This window comes from Pelomonas parva (genome assembly GCF_043555835.1).
GTDB lineage: Bacteria > Pseudomonadota > Gammaproteobacteria > Burkholderiales > Burkholderiaceae_C > Pelomonas > Pelomonas parva.
Genome location: NZ_JBIGHV010000003.1, coordinates 52,414 through 69,178 on the forward strand (window position 1 = coordinate 52,414; position 16,765 = coordinate 69,178).

Below are 16,765 nucleotides of genomic sequence, written 5' to 3' on the forward strand. Positions count from 1 at the left end.
ACCGTCATGCCGATCTATCACGTCAATCAGAGAGAACTGAAGGTCGTCGCCGAGACGACCTTCGGCGCCGAGGGGATCATGGAGCGGAAGGATCTGCAGCGCATGTTGCGGGGGCAGATCAGCGTGCTCGACGAGAGGCTGATGGTCATCGCGGAAGAGTTCGGCGAGTGGGTCGACAGCTCCAGGCGCATCGACCTGCTGTGTCTCGACGCTGATGCAAACCTCGTGGTGGTCGAGCTGAAGAGGACAGAGGACGGCGGCCACATGGAGCTGCAGGCCCTGCGATATGCGGCCATGGTGTCTGCCATGACGTTCGAGCAGCTGGTGGACACGAATGCCAGGTATCGCAACAAGGCGTCGCCGGACACGGACGCTGCCAAAGCCTCCATCATGGAGTTCCTCAGCTGGGACGAGGTGTACGAGGACCAGTTCGCGCAGGACACGCGGATCATCTTGGCGGCCGCGGACTTCAGCAAAGAGCTGACGACAGCCGTCATGTGGTTGATCGACCGCGACATCGACATCCGGTGCATTCGCATGAAGCCGTATCGGATGCCGGATGGCACGGTACTGCTCGATGTGCAGCAGCTGATCCCGCTGCCGGAAGCGACGGCGTTCCAAACACAGATCGGTGTCAAGAAGCAGGCCGAGCGCCAGAACCGCACCGTTCGGCATGAGCTCCGCCTGAAGTTCTGGGAAGCCTTGCTCGAAGTGGCCAAGAGCAAATGCGACGTGCACTCGAACCGAAAGCCGACCTCGGATGGATGGCTCAGCGGCGGCATTAATCGAGCAGGCTTCAATCTCACTTACGTCACCAGGCGGACCGATTCCCACGTGGAGCTGTGGATCGCGCACGGAACCGGCCAGACCGCTAGGACCAAAGCGGCATTCAATGCGCTCGCCGCACAGAAGGCGGCGATCGAGGCCGACTTCGGCGCCTCGCTGGACTGGCAGGAATTGCCACAGGGGGAGGGGTCAAGGATCCGGTACGTGGTCGACGGCGGATACAAGTCGCCACCAGAGCTATGGCCGACAATCCATGACGCCATGGTCAATGCCATGGTGAGGCTCGACAACGCAATGCGCCAGCGGGTCGCGCAACTGAGCTACTGAGCTACTGAGTAACTCCGACGCTTCGGCAGCATACATGCCCGAAGCTGTCGCTCAGGCATTCGAACCTGAATGACTCAGTCCAGCCTGAAGCTGCCATCGCGCCACCGCCGGCTGGCAAGCGACAGCGCACTCGCCACAAAGCCAACGAGCGAACTCTGCAGTGCAGGCGCAAGACAAAAAGTGGAAGACCTCCTGCCACGGTCCCGCAGACTATGCCCGCTTTGCCGATCGGAAATGCTCGCCTTGAGCCGGCCGAACTTCTTTGCCCAGGGTCAGGTCGTCGAGCAAGTCCGCCCACGCCTGAATCATCCGGCGGCGCTGCTCAAGATGTGTCGCCCGGTCATAGCTGCCGCCCAGCTCTTCATCCGATACGTGAGCGAGGTGTCGTTCGATCACCTCCCGATCCCAACCGAGCAGCTCGCGGACCAGCGTCCGGGCCGTTGCGCGAAAACCATGCCCCGTGATCTGCTCTCGCGTGTCGTACCCGAGCGTGCGAAGTGCGGCGTTGATCGTGTTGTCGCTCATGTAGCGAGTGGCCTCCGACCGCTTCGCCATGCTGCGGAAGATCGGCCCGACAGGTCCGGTCAACGGTTGTAGGTCACGCAGGATCTGAATTGCCTGGAGGGGCAGTGGGACAAGATGCGCAGGCGTCCGCGGATCACGCTTCATCCACTCCCGCATCTTCATGTTCTCGGCCGGGCAACGCCACAGCTTTTGCTCGAAGTCGATGTCTTCCCAATGCGCGAGGCGCAGTTGGCCTGGGCGCTGGAACAGCATCGGCGAAAGCCGAAGCGCTGCGCGGGTGATGACATTGCCCTGATAGGCCGCGATATCGCGCAACAACTGGCCTAGCTTGGCGGGATCGGTGATCGCGGCGTAGTGCCGCGCCCGAGGCGCCGGGAGGCCACCGGTGCGGTTGTTGACGAAGTTCTGGGCTGGCGGCAGGGTGCCGATGTCCACCGCGTACTGGTAGACATGCAGAACCGCTTCGCGCACGCGCTGCGCCGTCTCCAGGTGACCCCGGTCCTTGATGCGATGGAGGCATCGGACCAACTCCGTAGGGGCGACGGTTTCCATGGTCAGCGCGCCGATCCACGGGAAAACATGCAGCTCCAGATGGCGCATCACCTTCTCGGCGTAGCCGGCTGACCACTGACGGTCTTTCCAGGCCTGGGCGTGCCAGGCGCGAGCTGTGAGCTCGAAGGTTGAAAGTCGGGCCACCCGCTCGCGTTCCCGGTCCTCACGGCGTGCGAGCCGGGGGTCGGCGCCGCTGGCCAGCTTCTCGGCCTCCGCGCGCGACTTCTTGCGCGCGGCCGCCAGCGAGAGCGCCGGGTAGTGCCCAAGACTCAGCTTGGCTTCCTTGCCCTCGCGCTTGTAGCGGTAGACCCACACCTTGGCCGTAGGCCGTACTCTGAGGTACAGGCCCTCGCCATCGGCGAGCAGGTATTCGGTGTTGCGCGGCTGTGCCGCCTTGATCAGGAGCTCGTTAAGTTGGCCCATGGTGTACCCAAAATCGACTGCGGTTGAAAAGCAGTCTGGGGTACACCAGTGGGTACACGCAACGACGAGACCTTGTGGGATTGTCCGGGACTTCCTGGGCCGCCTATTTCAGGCTAAGTCCTTGATGAACAAGGGCTTTTTGGCTTTCTTGGGATCGTCCGGGATGAAGCGATGGTGGCCTGGGGCGGAATCGAACCACCGACACGCGGATTTTCAATCCGCTGCTCTACCAACTGAGCTACCAGGCCTTGATCTGTTCGTTGAGAGCGCCAGGGCCGCTCAGCGAAGTCCGCGACTGTAGCACAAGCTGAACCTCAACCGCTAGTGCCTCGTTTGTTGCGACTCAGGTCCACGCCCAGTTGCTTGAGCTTGCGGTAGAGGTGGGTGCGCTCCAGGCCAGTCTTTTCGGCAACGCGGGTCATGGAGCCGTTTTCCTTGGCGAGGTGGAATTCGAAGTAGCTCTTCTCGAAGGCATCGCGCGCCTCGCGCAGCGGGCGGTCGAGTTCGAAGCTCTGCTCCGACGCCGGCGCCCCACCCATGCTGCTGCCGCTGCTCGGTAGATGGCTGGGCTGGCTGTTGATGCCCTGAACCGGCGCGCTCGGCAGGCCGCTGAGGTTGCCGAGGCCGCTGGCGTGTTCCGGGCGGGCGGCGTAGCTGGGCAGGCCGGGCATGGCCGGCGCCGGGCGCGGCGGGGACGTCTTGACCAGCGCCTGCTCGACGGCGCGCAGCAGCTTCTGCAGCGTGATGGGCTTTTCGAGGAAGGCGATGGCGCCGAACTTGGTCGCCTCCACCGCCGTGTCGATGGTGCCGTGGCCGCTCATCATGATGACGGGCATGGTCAGCAGACCGGCGCCGCCCCACTCCTTCAGCAGCGTGACGCCGTCGACGTCGGGCATCCAGATGTCGAGGAGGACGAGGTCAGGCCGCATGCGCTCGCGCGCGGCCCTCGCCTGGGCGGCGTTCTCGGCAACCTCAATGGTGTGTCCCTCGTCGCTGAGGATCTCGGACAACAGGGCGCGAATGCCCAACTCGTCGTCGACTACAAGAATCGTGGCCATGAATCCTTAGGTCTTGGCGTTTGCGGCACCGGGCTCGGTGGCGGGCACAAGATTCGAAAATGATAGCGAAACTTGCGCGCCGATCACCGGCAGCTCGGTTCCGTCATCAGGGGGGGAACCCGCATCGGGCGCGGGGTGCAGGTTGCGCAACGCAATGCGCGTGCCATGTTCATCGGAGATCTTCTTCACCACCGCAAGGCCCAGGCCCGTGCCCTTGGTCTTGGTCGTCACATAGGGCTCGAAGGCGCGCTTGAGTACCTTCTCGGCAAAACCGGGGCCATTGTCGACGACATGCAGGCGCACGGAGCGCGGCGCGCCGGTGTCGGTCAGCGACAGCGACGAGCGCACGACGACGCGGCCGTCCGCGCGCTCCTGCACGGCGTCCATCGCGTTCTGCACGAGGTTGTGGATGACTTGGCGCAGCTGGCTGGCGTCGCCCTTGACCAGCGGCAGGCGCGGCGCCAGCTCGGCGACGAGGTGCCCGCGCTCCTGGGCTTCGGCGTAGAGGCTGAGCACTTCCTGGATGAGGGCGTTGAGGTCCAGCGGCTTCAACTGCGCGGACGGCAGCCGGGCGTAGTCGCGGAACTCGTTGACGAGCTGCTTCATCGCCTGCACCTGGTTGACGATGGTGGCGACCGAGCGCACGAGCATGGCCTGGTCGGCGCCTTCGAGCTTGGCTTCGAGCTTGTGCTGCAGGCGCTCGGCGGACAGCTGGATGGGCGTCAGCGGGTTCTTGATTTCGTGGGCCAGGCGACGGGCGACCTCGCTCCAGGCGGCCGAGCGCTGGGCGGAGACGACCTCGGAGATGTCGTCGAAGACGACCAGGCGGGCGCCGTAGGGCAGCGGCGCGCCGCGCACCAGCAGGGCCAGCGCATGCTGCTTGGGGTCCAGCTGCAGCTCGAAGGACTCCTGCCAGGGCTCGCTGTCCAGGTCACCGTCGCCGCCGACGCTTTGCTCGAAGCGCTGGGCCAGCGACGCGGCGAAGTCGGCAAGACCTGGCACGTCGGCCAGCGGACGGCCGAGGTAGGCGGGCAGCGGCAGGCGCAGGATGCGCGTGGCGCCGGGGTTGACGGTCTCCAGCCGGCCGTCGGCGTCGAAGACGAGCACGCCGGCGGTCAGGTTGTCGAGGATGGTCTGCAGGTGGGTGCGCGCGGCGTCCAGCTCGACGACGGTGCGCGAGACCTGCGCGCGGGCGTCGGCGAGCTGGCCGGTCATGTCGGCGAAGGAGCGCGTCAGGCCGCCCAGTTCGTCACGCGTGCCGAGCACGGGGCGCACGGACAGGTCGCCCTGCGCCACCTGGCGCACGCCGTCGGCCAGCAGCAGCAGCGGGCGCGCGAGCTGGTTGCCCAGCGTGACGGCCAGCAGCAGCGCGCCGAAGACGGCGAGGATGAGCACCAGCGTCAGCGTGCCCAGGTACATGCGGCGCAGGCCCACACGTTCCAGCGCGCGCTGCTGGTACTCGTTGTTGGCCGCCTGCACGGCCAGCGCGTTGCTGAGCATGCTGCCGGGGACGCGCTGGATGACCATCAAGTAGCGCTCATCCAGGCCCAGGCGCAGCGCGGTGTTGGGCAGCAGCGCCAGCGCGCGGATCTGGGCGCCGCCCTGTAGTGCCGCAGCCTCGTCCTCCAGGCCCTCGAGCTGGCTGGCGACTGCGCCGCTGCGGGCCTGGCGCAGCATCGCGGCGCTGGGGCGGTCGGGCGTGAGCTGGCGGGTGTCGCCGCCGCTCTCCAGCAGGATCTGGCCGTTGCCGCCGACGACGGCGATGGTGCGGGCGCCGAGCTTGTCACGCAGTCGCTCCATCGTCAGCAGCTGGGAAGAGGTGCTGCCGGCGAGCTGGTCGGCGGCGTCGCGCGTCTTGGCGCCGAGGTCGGCCACCATCGCGTCCAGCGTGCCGCGGCCGAGGTTGAGGCCGGCCTCCAGCGCGCTGGCCAGACGCACGTCGAACCAGCTCTCGATGCTGCGGTTCACGAACTGGTAGGAGACGGCGTAGATCATCACGCCAGGCACCACGCCCACCAACGCGAAGATACCCGCCAGCTTCAGCAACAGCCGGCTGCCGAAGCGGCCCCGCCGCACGCGCACGACGAGCTGCACGGCGGCCGTCAGGATGACCAGCGTCAGCACGGCGGCCACGGCCACGTTGACCCAGTAGAGCCAGTGGTAGTGGCGCTCGAAGAAGCCGCGCTCGGAGGTGGTGCCGATGGTCAGCACGAAGGCCAGCACGCCGGCCACGCCGGTGAGGGTCACCAGCGTGATGACCCAGCCCCATCGTGCAGCTTTGGTCATTTCAACGTGAAATCGGCAGCAAAAGCGCGCGTCTGCTCGATGCTCAGCGCGAAGCCGGACTGCAGGCCGATCTGCATGGGCCGCGGCAGCTGGGTGACGTCGAGCTTGTAGCTGAACTCGAGGTAGTAGCCGCCACTGTCGTCGATGTCCTTGGCCTCGGCGATGCGCCAGGCGCTGTAGCCGCGAAGCACGTCGAGCGCTTCGTCCAGCGTCGGGAAGCTCTGGTGCAGGCCGCCACTGGAGACGCGGTATTGCCGCGTCAGCGGCTGCCAGGACAGCCGCCAGGTGCGGTCGTTGCGGGCGATGCGGGCATCGCGCCAGTACCAGCGGCTGCGCAGCACGGTGGCCTCGGCGACAAAGTACAGGGGCACGCCCTTGTGCAGCGCGTCCTCGGCGGGGCGGCTCAGCTCGAAGCGGGTCGTGAAGCTCAGCGCCAGCCCGTCGTCGACACGGCGCGCGGACAGCTGGGCCAGCTCGACGCCCTCGGCCCGCGCCCCGCCCGGCAGGAGGGCGAGCAGCGCGGCGAAGAAGACGGCAATGGCGATCCGGGCGAACAAATCAGGGTTTCGTGATCAGGGCGTAGAAAAAGCCGTCCAGGGTCGGCTGTTGTTGCGAACCATTGTCAGCCACGGGCAGCAAGTGCCCCGTGAACCCGGGCATTGCGTGGGACTTCGCATCGGGCTGGCGTTGCAAAAATGCGTCGAGCTGGGCCTGGCCCTCGGCGCGGAACACCGAGCAGGTGGCGTAGACGAGCCGCCCGCCCGGCGCCAGCAGCGGCCACAGCGCGTCCAGCAACTCGGCCTGGATGCGGGCCAGCGCGGTGATGTCGTCCGGCCGGCGCAGCCAACGCACGTCGGGGTGGCGGCGCACGATGCCAGAAGCGCTGCAGGGGGCGTCGAGCAGGATGGCGTCGAAGGGCTGGCCGTCCCACCACGTCGCGGGCTGGCGGGCGTCGGCGGCCTTCAGGGTGGCTTTTTGCTGCAGGCGGTTGAGGGTGTCCTGCACGCGGGTCAGGCGCTGCGCGTCGGCGTCCAGCGCGGTGAGCTGCAGGTCGGGCTGCAGCTCCAGCAGGTGGGCCGTCTTGCCGCCGGGCGCGGCGCAGGCGTCAAGCACGCGGGCGCCGGGTTTCAGGCCCGTGCCGATCAGCAGGGGCGCGGCGAGCTGCGCGGCGGCGTCCTGCACGGAGACCAGGCCTTCGGCAAAGCCGGGCAGCGCCGCGACAGGCGCGGGCTTGTCGAGCACGAGGGCCTGGGGCGTCGGCGCGCCGAGGCTGCGCGAGCCCATGCCTAGGGCGGCCAGGCGCTCGGCGTAGTCGGTGGCCGAGCTGCGCTGCGCATGCACGCGCAGCGTCATCGGCGGCGGGCGGTTGCTGGCGGCGAGGATGGCCTGCCACTGCGTGGGCCAGTCCTGGCGCAGCTTCTCGATCCACCAGGCCGGGTGATTGAACGCGCCCAGCGGGCTGCGCTCTGCGGCAGCCACGATCGCGTCGCGCTCGCGCAGAAAGCGGCGCAGCACGGCGTTGATGAAGGCGGCGCTGGCGGGCGCGCGCTGCTTGGCGGCATGCACGGCCTGGTCGACGAGCGTGTGGTCGGTGTAAGCGGGCTCGGGGTCGGGCCACAGCAGCGCCAGCGCGGTCAGCAGCAGCGCATCGACGCGCGGCGGCGGCGCCTTGGGCGCGAGCTGCTGGCGGGCAGCCTCGGCGCCGCCCAGCCGGCGCAGCGCGGTGAACGCCAGCGCCTGCGTGCCGGGGCGCAGGTCGGCGGGCACACGGCCCAGCAGCTCGGTGAGGGACTTGCCTTCGCGCACGCCCTGCACCGCGTCCGCCGCCTGGGACAGCAGCCGGTGCAAGGGGGCAGATTGGGGGCTTTGAAGCATCGCCTCAGTGTAGGAGTGCGTCCGAGCAGAGAATGCCGCGCATGAACACCCCCGCCTCTGACGCGCCCGTCTCCGAGCGCATCCGCTACCGCCTCGTGTCGGCCGGCTGCCGCCACCACGCCAATGACAACATCGCCGCCTACGTCGAACCCGGCGAGCTGGACGCGCTGCAGGCCGAAGTGCAGGCCAAGATGCAGGAAGTGCTGAAGGCGCTGGTCATCGACACCGACAGCGACCACAACACGCAGGACACCGCCAAGCGCGTCGCCAAGATGTTCGTGCGCGAGGTGTTTGCCGGCCGCTACGCCCAGCCGCCGGCGGTGACGGAGTTCCCCAACGTCACCCGGCTCAACGAGCTGATGATCGTGGGCCCGATCACCGTGCGCAGCGCCTGCTCGCACCACCTCTGCCCCATCATGGGCAAGGTCTGGATCGGCCTGCTGCCCAACGAGCACTCCAACCTGATCGGCCTGTCCAAGTACGCGCGGCTGTGCGACTGGATCATGAGCCGCCCGCAGATCCAGGAGGAGGCCGTGACCATGCTGGCCAACGAGCTGCAGGAGCGCGTGCAGCCCGACGGCCTGGCGCTGGTGATGGAGGCCGACCACTTCTGCATGCACTGGCGCGGCGTCAAGGACACCGAGACCAAGATGACCAACAGCGTCATGCGCGGCGCCTTCCTGAAGGACGCCAACCTGCGCCGCGAATTCCTCTCTCTCATTGCCAAGGGCTGACCATGCTGGTTCGACTCATGTACGCCAGCCGCGCCACCGCGGCGCCCACCGACAGCGACCTCGCCGCCATCCTCAAGGCCTCGCGCGAGCACAACCCGGCAGAGGGCATCACGGGCCTGCTGTGCTTCACCGACGGCGTGTTCGTGCAGGTGCTGGAGGGCGGGCGCAACGCCGTCAACGCACGCTACAAGCGCATCGTCGAGGACCCGCGTCACCGGGATGTGATCCTGCTCGCCTATGAAGAGATCACCGAGCGCGGCTTCGCCGGCTGGACCATGGGCCAGGTCAACCTGCACCGGCTCAACCCGGCGCTGCTACTGAAGTATTCCGAGACCGGGCGGCTGGACCCGTACACGATGAGCGGCCACGCCATGGCCGCGCTGTTCCGCGAGATGTGCGACTCGGGCGCCATCGCGGTCAGCTGAGGCACTCTCAGGGCAGCAGGCCGGCCACCTCGTCCCAGGCTTCGTCGCTGATGCGGCCCGCGTGCCGCGACTGGACGGCGCCCTGCGCGTCGATCACCAACGTCAGCGGCACGCCGGCCGGCAATGCGGCCAGGCCGCCACCCAGCCGCAAGTCGCCCAGCCACAGCGTGGCCAGGGGCATGCCGCTGCGGTCGACCTGCTTGACGGTCTGCAGATAACCCAGCGCCGCGGCGCGGTCGCGGTCGGTGCTGACCAGCACCAGCTCGAACGGCTTGCCGCGCCAGCCGGCGGCATTGGCGCGCAGTTCGGGCATCTTCTGCAGACAGGGCGCGCAGTCGGTGTTCCAGAAGAACAGCATGACCACCTTGCCGCGCAGCGCCTCCAGGCTGAAGGGGCGGCCATCCAGCGTGCTGCCGTCCAGCCGCGCGGGCTGGGCGGTGGCGGAGAGCGTGACGAACAGCAGCAGGGCGGTGATGAGCGGGCGCATGCCGCTCAGTCGCGGCGGCGGCCCTGGCCTTACAGCTTCATGCCGAGCCAGATGACTGTCTCGGTGGACGCGGCCACCACAGGCTCCAGCAGCCGCACCCAGAAACCGCCGCCCGCCTGCACCGCCAGCTCGTCGTGATGCCGCTGCTCATCGGCCACGATGGCTTCGATGGCTTGCACGGCGGCTGGGTCCGAGGCCTGGAGTCGAGCGATCTGCTCCTTCAGATGACGCAGAACCACGCGCTCGACCGCCACCGTCGTGGCGGCGATGGCCGCATGGCCCAGCAAACCCGTCACCAACCCCAGAACGTAGCCACCGAGCGCGCACAGCGCATAGCTGCGGCAACGCGGCCGGCCGCGCCGCTGCAGTTCTGCCCAGAAGATGGAACGATGCCTTTCCTCGTGCGACCTGAACTCGTTGAGCTCCGCGACGAGAGCCGGCGCTGTCAGCCGGGCCACGGCGGCCTGCGCCAAGTAGATGTGGACCGCGCCGTTCTCGCCCGCATGGTTGACCTTGAGGATGCGGGCGCCGAGGTCGGTGTCGGTCAAGGTGGCCGCCAGCATCCCCGTTCGGCGCTCAAAGCGACCGCGCCTCGCGGAACCCGTACAGGTTGGCCAGCACCCGCGTCGGGAACTGCTGCAGCGCCTCGTTGTACTGGCCCACGGCCTGGTTGAAGACCTGGCGGGTGAAGGCGCGCTGACGTTCGATGAGCTTCAGCTCGCTGACCAGCGCGTCAATCTCCGCCTCGCTGCGCAGCTCGGCCTGGTGGTCCAGCAGCGACAGCAGGCGCGTCAAGGCCGCCGCGTGCAACGCGCTGGCCACGGCCAGGCCGCCGGCCGGGTCGGGCGCCCAGGGCTTGCCGCGCGCCGCCTGCACCGCCGATTGCGACTCGGCCTGGGCGCTGGTCAGCGCATCGAACGTCGCCTGCTCGCTGGGCAGGCGCGGCGCCACGGCGGCCAGCAGCTTGTCGCAGACCTCGGCGCGTTCCTTCAGATGGGCATCCAGCTGCGTGAAGGCCTCGCCGATGGCATTGCGCAGCGACATCAGGCGGTTGTAGGCGCCGATGCACCAGAAGAACAGCAGCGCCGCCGCCGCGACGCCACCCCATTGCCAGGCGGTCATGCCTGTTCCCGGTACTGCGCAAACCCACGCGCGCGCAGTTCGCAGGCCGGGCAGTGGCCGCAGCCATGCCCCCACGGGTGCAGTTCGCCACGCTCGCCGAGGTAGCAGGTGTGGGTCTCTTCAACGACCAGCTTCACCAGCGCCTCGCCACCCAGGCCCTCGGCCAGGCGCCAGGTGGCGGCCTTGTCGATGAACATCAGCGGTGTCTCCAGCGTCATGGGCGTGTCCAGGCCCAGGCTGAGCGCGACCTGCAAGGCCTTCAGCGTGTTGTCGCGGCAGTCCGGGTAGCCGGAGAAGTCGGTCTCGCACATGCCGCCCACCAGCACGCTCGCGCCACGGCGGTAGGCCAGCGTCGCGGCGAAGGTCAGGAACAGCAGGTTGCGGCCGGGCACGAAGGTGTTGGGCAGGCCGTTGGCCTGCAGCTCGATCTCGCGCTCACTGGTCAGCGCCGTGTCGCTGATCTGGCCCAGCAGGCTCAGGTCCAGCAGATGGTCGGCGCCGAGCTTGCCGGCCCAGTGCGGGAACTGCTGCGCGATCTCCGCACGCACGGTGTTGCGGCAGTCCAGCTCGATGCGGTGGCGCTGGCCGTAGTCGAAGGCCAGCGTCTCGACCTCGGCATAACGGTCCAGTGCCCAGGCCAGGCAGGTAGTGGAGTCCTGGCCACCGGAGAACAGGACGAGGGCTTTTCGGGAGACGGCTGCGGGGTTCACGGCGGGCAGTTTAGGTGGGCGAGACCAGGCGCAATTGGGGGTGGCTCTCCAGCAGCTCGCCGGCCGCCGTCAGCGCCAGCGCGTCGGCGGCGGTCAGGCCGGCCCAGCGCAGGCGCACGGCCAGCACCTCGCGCGGCAGCAGCGCGCGGTCGAGCTGCCACTGCTGGCCGTGGCGCGTCAGGCCCGGTGCGTCGCCGACCTGCACGATGACCTCCTCGCTCGCCTGCACGCGCAGCGTCAGCGCGGTGATGGGGCAGTAGCTGACGACGATGTCTCGGTCGGCCAGGTTGAGCAGCATCTGCTCGCGCCACTCGAACTGGCAGCGCGGCTGGCGGCCGGGTGCGGCGCGGGCCAGTTGCAGCAGCAGGCGCTGCACCTCCACGGGCTGCTCCGGCGCCAGCTCGCAGATGATGAAGCCGCGCGCCTCGTCCAGCCGGCGCTGCAGGGCCAGCGGCCATTCATGGCGCAGGCGGCCGCGCGCGTCGAACTGCCGCAGCGTCAGCTCGGCCGACACGAAGCGCGCCCATTCGTACCACTCGTAGGCGCAGCCCGGCTGGTGCGCTCGCTCGTAGGCCACGGTCTTGACGGGCACGTAGCGCGTCACTCGCTCCAGCGCCAGGCGCGGCCGGCCATGCGCGTCCACCACACGGCGCAGCTGGCGGTACTCACGCTCGAAGGCGTCGAACACCCAGGGCTGGGCGGCGCTCTCGTGTGCCTTCAGCAGCAGCGCCTCGATGGCGGGCAGGGACTGCACGACCGGCGCCTCGCGCAGCGCGCCGGTGACGGCATGCAGGCGGCCGGTCTCGGCGCCGCCGATGTCGTCCAGCCGCAGCCCCGGCCGTGCCAGCGCGACCTTGAAGAAGCTCAGCAGCGCCTGGCCCAGCCGCCAGTCCAGCGGCTGGCCGGCGCGCAGCTTGCGCAGCACGCGCGGCGCGGCGGCACCGGCCTCGCCCAGCCGCGCCGCCTCGGCCTGCAGCGCGGCCAGGTGCAGCGGCCAGCCGGCGGCGTCCACGGCCAGCCCGGCGGCCGGCTGCGCGGCGTCGACAAAGGCCTTCAGCAGGCAATGCAGCCGCGCACGCGCGACGGCAGGCGTCTCGGCACTGGCCTGCGCGGCATCGTCCAGCAGGCGCTGCACGAGGGCGGCGTCGAAGGCCACCGTGCGGCGCCGGCGGCGGGCCGGGGTGGCGGGCGTGGACGAAGGCATGACGGTTGTTCCCCCTGCTTGAGGTCGGCATGGCGGTGCGCCGACCGGCTTAAGCCCCGCCCTAAGCACTTAAGTCGACGGCATCGTCGACGCGCGCCCGGGCACAGTGACCGCGAGCCATCCTGCCCTAAACCTAAGGCGGCCGTCACCCGCCGACGAGGAAACCCCCGCATGCCTTTGCGCCCAGCCATCCGAGCCGCCCTGTTCCTGGCGGTCGGTATCTCGACAACCGCCAGCGCCCAGTCCTTCCTGGAGCGGCTCAGGGCGGCTGCGGCCGCCGCTGCGTCCCAGCCCGCCTCGCAGGCCGGCGCCCAACCCGGCGCACCCGCCGCGAACGACCCCACGCTGGCCGCCAACCCGCTGGCCGGCACGGAGCTGGACAAGATCTTCCAGAAGAAGCCCATCACCAACTCCAACCAGCCCGAGCGCTGGCCGCGCGTGGCCGTGACGGTGAAGTCCGCCAGCACGGGCGTGTTCGGCATCCAGGGCCAGCGCGGCCTGGGCAATGCGGACTGCATGGTCTTCGACGCCAAGCTGTGGCGCAGCGCCAAAGACAGCAAGAGCTTCGAGAACCTGCGCCTGTGCACACCGGCCGTGGAGACGCTGTCCAAGGGCGTGGCCTACCGCACGCTGGAGCTGTTCCCGCGCTACAGCGTGCCGCGCGGCGAGAACAGCACGGCCAACCAGCGCACCGACGGGCCCAACCAGCCCTTCTACCTGTTCCCGCAGGACATCAAGTCCCAGCAGCAATGGGTCATGGGCCCGTGGAACAACAAGTTCTTCCTTGGTGCGCTGTTCGTCGCGCTGGGCTACGACTGGGACAACGACTTCGACCGCCGGCTGTGGGTGGTCAGCGTGCCGCCGGCGGCGAGCTGAGCCGGCGGTGCTAGCCTGCCGCCCTGTTGCATGGACACAGGAGCGGCGGGTGATGAAGCAATGGAACCTCGAACGTGTGGCGCTGGCCGCTCTGCTGGTGCCAATGGCGGCGCTGGCGCAGTCGCGCATCGACGAAGTGCTGGTCTACCCCGGCGGTGCCCAGGTCACGCGGCTGGCCACGGCGGCGGCCGGCGCGCGGGAGCTGGTGCTGACCTGCCTGTCGGCCCGCTTCGACCCCGACTCGCTGCAGATCGAGGCGCCGGCCGGCGTCAACCTCGGGCCGGTGCAGATCGAGACGCTGCCGCGCGAGCGCGCGCCGGAGTGCGCCAACAGCGCGCTGGACGAGAGCCTGCGCAAGCTGGAGGGTCAGCGCGACGTGCTGGCGGCTGAGTCGGCCGCGCTGGAGACCAGCCTGGGCTACCTGAAGGCGCTGGGCTCGGGCGAGGCGCGCTCGACCCCTGCCACGGGCATCGCCGCCACGGCGGACAGCATCCGCAAGACGGCGCACGAGGCGCTGCTGCGGCAGGCCCAGCTGCAACGCCAGCTGGCCGACCTGGACCAGCAGATCACGCCGCTCAAGGGCGAGCGCGACCGCGTGGCCGCCGCCAACCCGCAGTGGCGCAGCCTGCGCCTGCGGCTGTCCACCACGAAGGAGGCCGAGCTGAGGCTGAACTACCGCGTGGCACAAGCCGGCTGGGCGCCGAGCTATCGCGCGCTGCTCGACACGGCCAGCGGCGCGCTGAACCTGGAGCGGCTGGCCCAGGTGTCGCAGCAGAGCGGCGAGGACTGGAAGCACGTGAAGCTGCGGTTGTCGACGGCGCAGGCCTCGCAGAAGGTGGGCCAGAACCCGCCGTGGCCGTGGAAGCTGGACATCCGCCCGCCCGTGACTGGGGGCGTGGCGATGGCAGCGCGCGCCATGTCCGCCGCGCCGCCAATGCCCGCGCCAGCCATACAGTCCTCACGCGCGCTTGGCGAGCCCGAGCAGGAGCGCTTTGACCTCAGCGTCTTCCAGGGCGCTTTCGCCACCGAGTTCGTGCTGCCGCTGCGCGTCAACATCGACAGCGGCACGCAGCGCGCCAGCCTGTCGCTGGGCAGCGAGAAGCTGCAGGCCAAGGTACTCGCCCGCGTGCAGCCGCAGAGCGAGGCGGCGGCCTATCTCGTCGCCGACGTGGCCAAGCCCACCGGCGCCTGGCCGCGTGGCGCCATGCAGTTGGTGCGCGACGGCGCGCTGGTGGGCAGCAGCACGCTCAATGTCGCCAGCGGCGAGGAGCGGCTGGAGCTGCCCTTCGGCCGCGACGACACCGTGCGCGTGCAGACCGAGCCCGAGCAGCGCAACGCCGCCAACACCGGCTTCATCGGCACGCGTGCCGAGCATCGGTATGGCCGCGCGTGGGTCGTCGAGAACAAACACACGTTGGCAGTCACGTTGCAGTTCATCGAAGCCGCGCCGGTGGCGCAGCACGAGGACATCAAGGTGCAAGCCCAGTTCAGCCCGGCGCCGACGACGCAGGCCTGGCGCAAGCAGCCGGGGCTGGTGCTGTGGGAGCTGCCGCTGGCGGCAGGCGCCAGCCAGCGGTTCACGGCGGACTATGTGATCAGTGCGCCGAAGGAGGCGCAGGTGACGGGGTTGCGGTAGGGCGGGTCGCGACCCGCCGACCGCCTGAGAATTTGCCTTATTTGCTATAGTGAAAGCACAATCCATCCTGTCATTAACAATGACATTGGATATAAATCGCATACCATCAATAGCAAATACGGCATATGAACAGCCTGCACTCACTTGGCCAAGCCGTGGCGCGCCTCCGGCAGGAGCGCGGCATGACGCAGAAGCAGCTTGCCGCCCTCTGCGGCCTCGGGCAGTCGACGCTGGCCCGCTTCGAGACCGGCGGCGTGGCGGAGTTCGGCTCGCGCAAACTGCTGCGGCTGTTGGAGGTCATGGGGCATGAGCTGTCGTTCACACCCAGGAGCAGCAGCTTCACCCTGGACGACGCGTTGGCAGAACGGCAACGGCAAGCATCTGGCGCCGCCCTCACGCGATAGCCGCGCGGCGCCATGAAGCTGCACGTCCACGTCCACGACCAGCCCGTCGCCACGCTGGAGTCGACCGACGGCTTCCGGCATGTGATGAGCTACCACCCCGACGTGGCCGCCGAGCAGTTCGTCTCGCTGCTGATGCCGGTGCGGACGGAGTCTTATGCCTACCCGGAACTGCATCCGCTGTTCCGCATGAATCTGCCCGAGGGCTTCCTGCTATCCATCCTGCAGGAGCAGCTCGGCCCCCATGTCGGCGCCTCCCCGCTGAACCTGCTGGCGGTCGTCGGGCGCAATGCCATCGGGCGAGTCAAGGTCACCACGCCGGGCGCGGACCCGACCCAGCCACCGCTGCCGTTCGACCTGAACGGCCTGCTGCGCGGCGACAACTCCGAGGCTGCCTTCGTCGACCTGGTGCGCCGCCATGCCGCCTCCGGCGTGTCGGGCGTGGTGCCCAAGTTCCTGTCGCCGAACACGCTGGGCCAGCACGGCAAGGGCACGCTGGCCACCGAGCGCTACATCGTCAAGGGCACCACCTCGCGGCTGCCCGGCGTGGCGCTGAACGAGCACCTGTGCATGGCAGTGTCGCGCCAGGCCGGCATCCCGACGGCGGCCACCGAGGTCTCCGACGACGGCCAGGCCCTGGTCGTGCACCGCTTCGACTTCGAGGCCGACGGCACGACGCGCAAGGGCATGGAGGACCTGTGCAGCCTGCTCGCGCTGCGGCCGGAGCAGAAGTACGAATCAACCTGGGAGCGCGTCGCCGCCCGCATCAAGGACGTCACGCCCGCCGCGCAGCAGAACGCCGCGCTTTCGCGCCTGGCCGACCTGCTGCTGCTGACCTACGCGCTGCGCAACGCCGACTGCCACACCAAGAACATCGCCCTGCTCTACAGCTCGCGCGACGACATCGAACTGGCCCCTGTCTACGACATGCTGACCATCACGGTCTACGACGACTTCGCCAACAACCCGCCCGGCATGCCGGTCGACGGGCGCAGCACCTGGATGCCCGGCAAGGCGCTGGAGCGCTTTCTGCAAACGCGCTGCCATGTCATGCCGGCGCAGACCCGCGAGCGCGTCGAACGCATCTGCGAAGCCATCGTGCAGGTCACGCCGCAGGTCGTGGCAGCCGCGCAGCGCTACCCGGCGTTTCGGGAGACGGGCAAGCGCATGCTGCAGGCGTGGAATGACGGCATGAACAGTTTGCGGCTGCAGAAGGCGTGGAGCCTGCCGACGCTGGATGTGTCGATGGCGGGCGCTGGGTTTTCGGCGGCCAAGCCAGGCAAACCGGCGAAGGCCGAGAAGATCGGGCGGTCACCATTGCTGGGGCGGCGGTGAACC

At 68.9% G+C, this 16,765-nt stretch carries 17 protein-coding genes and 1 tRNA gene; 7 read left to right on the forward strand and 11 right to left on the reverse strand.

The window, feature by feature from the left end; translation table 11 throughout:
• Window positions 1-6: 6 nt before the first annotated feature.
• On the forward strand, window positions 7-1,113 hold the full coding sequence (locus ACG00Y_RS07835) for a DUF4268 domain-containing protein (RefSeq protein ID WP_394477588.1): 1,107 nt from the start codon (window positions 7-9) through the stop codon (window positions 1,111-1,113).
• A gap of 210 nt (window positions 1,114-1,323) precedes the next feature.
• Here ACG00Y_RS07835 and ACG00Y_RS07840 read toward each other — a convergent pair whose 3' ends face one another.
• From ACG00Y_RS07840 to rsmB, 6 genes are all read right to left on the reverse strand, one after another.
• The gene (locus tag ACG00Y_RS07840; protein ID WP_394477590.1) at window positions 1,324-2,613 is read right to left on the reverse strand and encodes a tyrosine-type recombinase/integrase; all 1,290 of its coding nucleotides are present in this window, start codon (window positions 2,611-2,613) and stop codon (window positions 1,324-1,326) included.
• Between the two features lie 172 nt (window positions 2,614-2,785).
• Window positions 2,786-2,861, reverse strand: a tRNA-Phe gene (locus ACG00Y_RS07845).
• A gap of 66 nt (window positions 2,862-2,927) precedes the next feature.
• The gene (locus tag ACG00Y_RS07850; protein WP_394477591.1) at window positions 2,928-3,671 is read right to left on the reverse strand and encodes a response regulator; all 744 of its coding nucleotides are present in this window, start codon (window positions 3,669-3,671) and stop codon (window positions 2,928-2,930) included.
• A 6-nt stretch (window positions 3,672-3,677) separates the two neighbouring features.
• The gene (locus tag ACG00Y_RS07855) at window positions 3,678-5,957 is read right to left on the reverse strand and encodes an ATP-binding protein (protein ID WP_394477593.1); all 2,280 of its coding nucleotides are present in this window, start codon (window positions 5,955-5,957) and stop codon (window positions 3,678-3,680) included.
• Window positions 5,954-6,514 carry a DUF4390 domain-containing protein gene (locus tag ACG00Y_RS07860; RefSeq protein WP_394477594.1) on the reverse strand — a complete coding sequence of 187 codons (561 nt, stop codon included), beginning with the start codon at window positions 6,512-6,514 and terminating at the stop codon, window positions 5,954-5,956. Before ACG00Y_RS07860 ends, ACG00Y_RS07855 begins: the two co-directional genes overlap by 4 nt.
• A gap of 1 nt (window position 6,515) precedes the next feature.
• Window positions 6,516-7,832: a 16S rRNA (cytosine(967)-C(5))-methyltransferase RsmB gene (gene rsmB / locus ACG00Y_RS07865; RefSeq protein WP_394477596.1), complete on the reverse strand. Its 1,317-nt coding sequence runs from the start codon at window positions 7,830-7,832 to the stop codon at window positions 6,516-6,518.
• 41 nt (window positions 7,833-7,873) lie between these two features.
• Here rsmB and folE point away from each other — a divergent pair, with 41 nt between their 5' ends.
• Window positions 7,874-8,566 carry a GTP cyclohydrolase I gene (folE, locus tag ACG00Y_RS07870; RefSeq protein WP_394477597.1) on the forward strand — a complete coding sequence of 231 codons (693 nt, stop codon included), beginning with the start codon at window positions 7,874-7,876 and terminating at the stop codon, window positions 8,564-8,566.
• Window positions 8,567-8,568: 2 nt separating this feature from the next.
• Window positions 8,569-8,991, forward strand: a complete 423-nt coding sequence (locus tag ACG00Y_RS07875) for a BLUF domain-containing protein (RefSeq protein ID WP_394477598.1) — start codon at window positions 8,569-8,571, stop codon at window positions 8,989-8,991.
• Between the two features lie 7 nt (window positions 8,992-8,998).
• Here the strand turns inward: ACG00Y_RS07875 and ACG00Y_RS07880 are convergent, their stop codons facing one another.
• From ACG00Y_RS07880 to ACG00Y_RS07900, 5 genes are read right to left on the reverse strand one after another with little or no spacing between them, the layout of a single operon-like run.
• Window positions 8,999-9,478 (reverse strand): TlpA family protein disulfide reductase, encoded by a 480-nt coding sequence (locus ACG00Y_RS07880; protein ID WP_394477600.1) that lies wholly within the window; start codon window positions 9,476-9,478, stop codon window positions 8,999-9,001.
• Window positions 9,479-9,507: 29 nt separating this feature from the next.
• On the reverse strand, window positions 9,508-10,026 hold the full coding sequence (locus ACG00Y_RS07885) for a demethoxyubiquinone hydroxylase family protein (protein WP_394477602.1): 519 nt from the start codon (window positions 10,024-10,026) through the stop codon (window positions 9,508-9,510).
• 28 nt (window positions 10,027-10,054) lie between these two features.
• Window positions 10,055-10,600, reverse strand: a complete 546-nt coding sequence (locus ACG00Y_RS07890) for a LemA family protein (RefSeq protein ID WP_394477604.1) — start codon at window positions 10,598-10,600, stop codon at window positions 10,055-10,057.
• A complete protein-coding gene (queC, locus tag ACG00Y_RS07895) occupies window positions 10,597-11,310 on the reverse strand; it encodes a 7-cyano-7-deazaguanine synthase QueC (RefSeq protein ID WP_394477606.1) in 714 nt (237 codons plus the stop codon). The genes ACG00Y_RS07890 and queC overlap by 4 nt, the downstream gene beginning before the upstream one ends.
• Before the next feature lie 10 nt (window positions 11,311-11,320).
• Entirely contained in the window at window positions 11,321-12,514 is a 1,194-nt protein-coding gene (locus tag ACG00Y_RS07900; RefSeq protein ID WP_394477608.1) for a hypothetical protein, read from the reverse strand.
• Window positions 12,515-12,685: 171 nt separating this feature from the next.
• Here ACG00Y_RS07900 and ACG00Y_RS07905 point away from each other — a divergent pair, with 171 nt between their 5' ends.
• The 4 genes from ACG00Y_RS07905 (at window position 12,686) to ACG00Y_RS07920 (ending at window position 16,762) form a co-directional block, all read left to right on the forward strand.
• Window positions 12,686-13,390, forward strand: coding sequence for a hypothetical protein (locus ACG00Y_RS07905; RefSeq protein WP_394477609.1), 705 nt, complete (start codon window positions 12,686-12,688; stop codon window positions 13,388-13,390).
• 52 nt (window positions 13,391-13,442) lie between these two features.
• Window positions 13,443-15,026 (forward strand): DUF4139 domain-containing protein, encoded by a 1,584-nt coding sequence (locus tag ACG00Y_RS07910; protein ID WP_394477611.1) that lies wholly within the window; start codon window positions 13,443-13,445, stop codon window positions 15,024-15,026.
• 125 nt (window positions 15,027-15,151) lie between these two features.
• Entirely contained in the window at window positions 15,152-15,430 is a 279-nt protein-coding gene (locus ACG00Y_RS07915; protein ID WP_394477612.1) for a helix-turn-helix domain-containing protein, read from the forward strand.
• A 12-nt stretch (window positions 15,431-15,442) separates the two neighbouring features.
• Window positions 15,443-16,762, forward strand: coding sequence for a type II toxin-antitoxin system HipA family toxin (locus ACG00Y_RS07920; protein WP_394477615.1), 1,320 nt, complete (start codon window positions 15,443-15,445; stop codon window positions 16,760-16,762).
• Window positions 16,763-16,765 lie beyond the last annotated feature (3 nt).

Excerpts from the sequence above, each read along its gene's own strand:
- ACG00Y_RS07835 (WP_394477588.1), top strand. The coding sequence starts at position 7 with ATGCCGATCTATCACGTCAATCAGAGAGAACTGAAGGTCGTCGCCGAG.
- ACG00Y_RS07840 (WP_394477590.1), bottom strand. The coding sequence starts at position 2,613 with ATGGGCCAACTTAACGAGCTCCTGATCAAGGCGGCACAGCCGCGCAAC.
- ACG00Y_RS07850 (WP_394477591.1), bottom strand. The coding sequence starts at position 3,671 with ATGGCCACGATTCTTGTAGTCGACGACGAGTTGGGCATTCGCGCCCTG.
- ACG00Y_RS07855 (WP_394477593.1), bottom strand. The coding sequence starts at position 5,957 with ATGACCAAAGCTGCACGATGGGGCTGGGTCATCACGCTGGTGACCCTC.
- rsmB (WP_394477596.1), bottom strand. The coding sequence starts at position 7,832 with ATGCTTCAAAGCCCCCAATCTGCCCCCTTGCACCGGCTGCTGTCCCAG.
- folE (WP_394477597.1), top strand. The coding sequence starts at position 7,874 with ATGAACACCCCCGCCTCTGACGCGCCCGTCTCCGAGCGCATCCGCTAC.
- ACG00Y_RS07875 (WP_394477598.1), top strand. The coding sequence starts at position 8,569 with ATGCTGGTTCGACTCATGTACGCCAGCCGCGCCACCGCGGCGCCCACC.
- ACG00Y_RS07880 (WP_394477600.1), bottom strand. The coding sequence starts at position 9,478 with ATGCGCCCGCTCATCACCGCCCTGCTGCTGTTCGTCACGCTCTCCGCC.
- ACG00Y_RS07890 (WP_394477604.1), bottom strand. The coding sequence starts at position 10,600 with ATGACCGCCTGGCAATGGGGTGGCGTCGCGGCGGCGGCGCTGCTGTTC.
- ACG00Y_RS07900 (WP_394477608.1), bottom strand. The coding sequence starts at position 12,514 with ATGCCTTCGTCCACGCCCGCCACCCCGGCCCGCCGCCGGCGCCGCACG.
- ACG00Y_RS07905 (WP_394477609.1), top strand. The coding sequence starts at position 12,686 with ATGCCTTTGCGCCCAGCCATCCGAGCCGCCCTGTTCCTGGCGGTCGGT.
- ACG00Y_RS07910 (WP_394477611.1), top strand. The coding sequence starts at position 13,443 with ATGAAGCAATGGAACCTCGAACGTGTGGCGCTGGCCGCTCTGCTGGTG.
- ACG00Y_RS07915 (WP_394477612.1), top strand. The coding sequence starts at position 15,152 with ATGAACAGCCTGCACTCACTTGGCCAAGCCGTGGCGCGCCTCCGGCAG.
- ACG00Y_RS07920 (WP_394477615.1), top strand. The coding sequence starts at position 15,443 with ATGAAGCTGCACGTCCACGTCCACGACCAGCCCGTCGCCACGCTGGAG.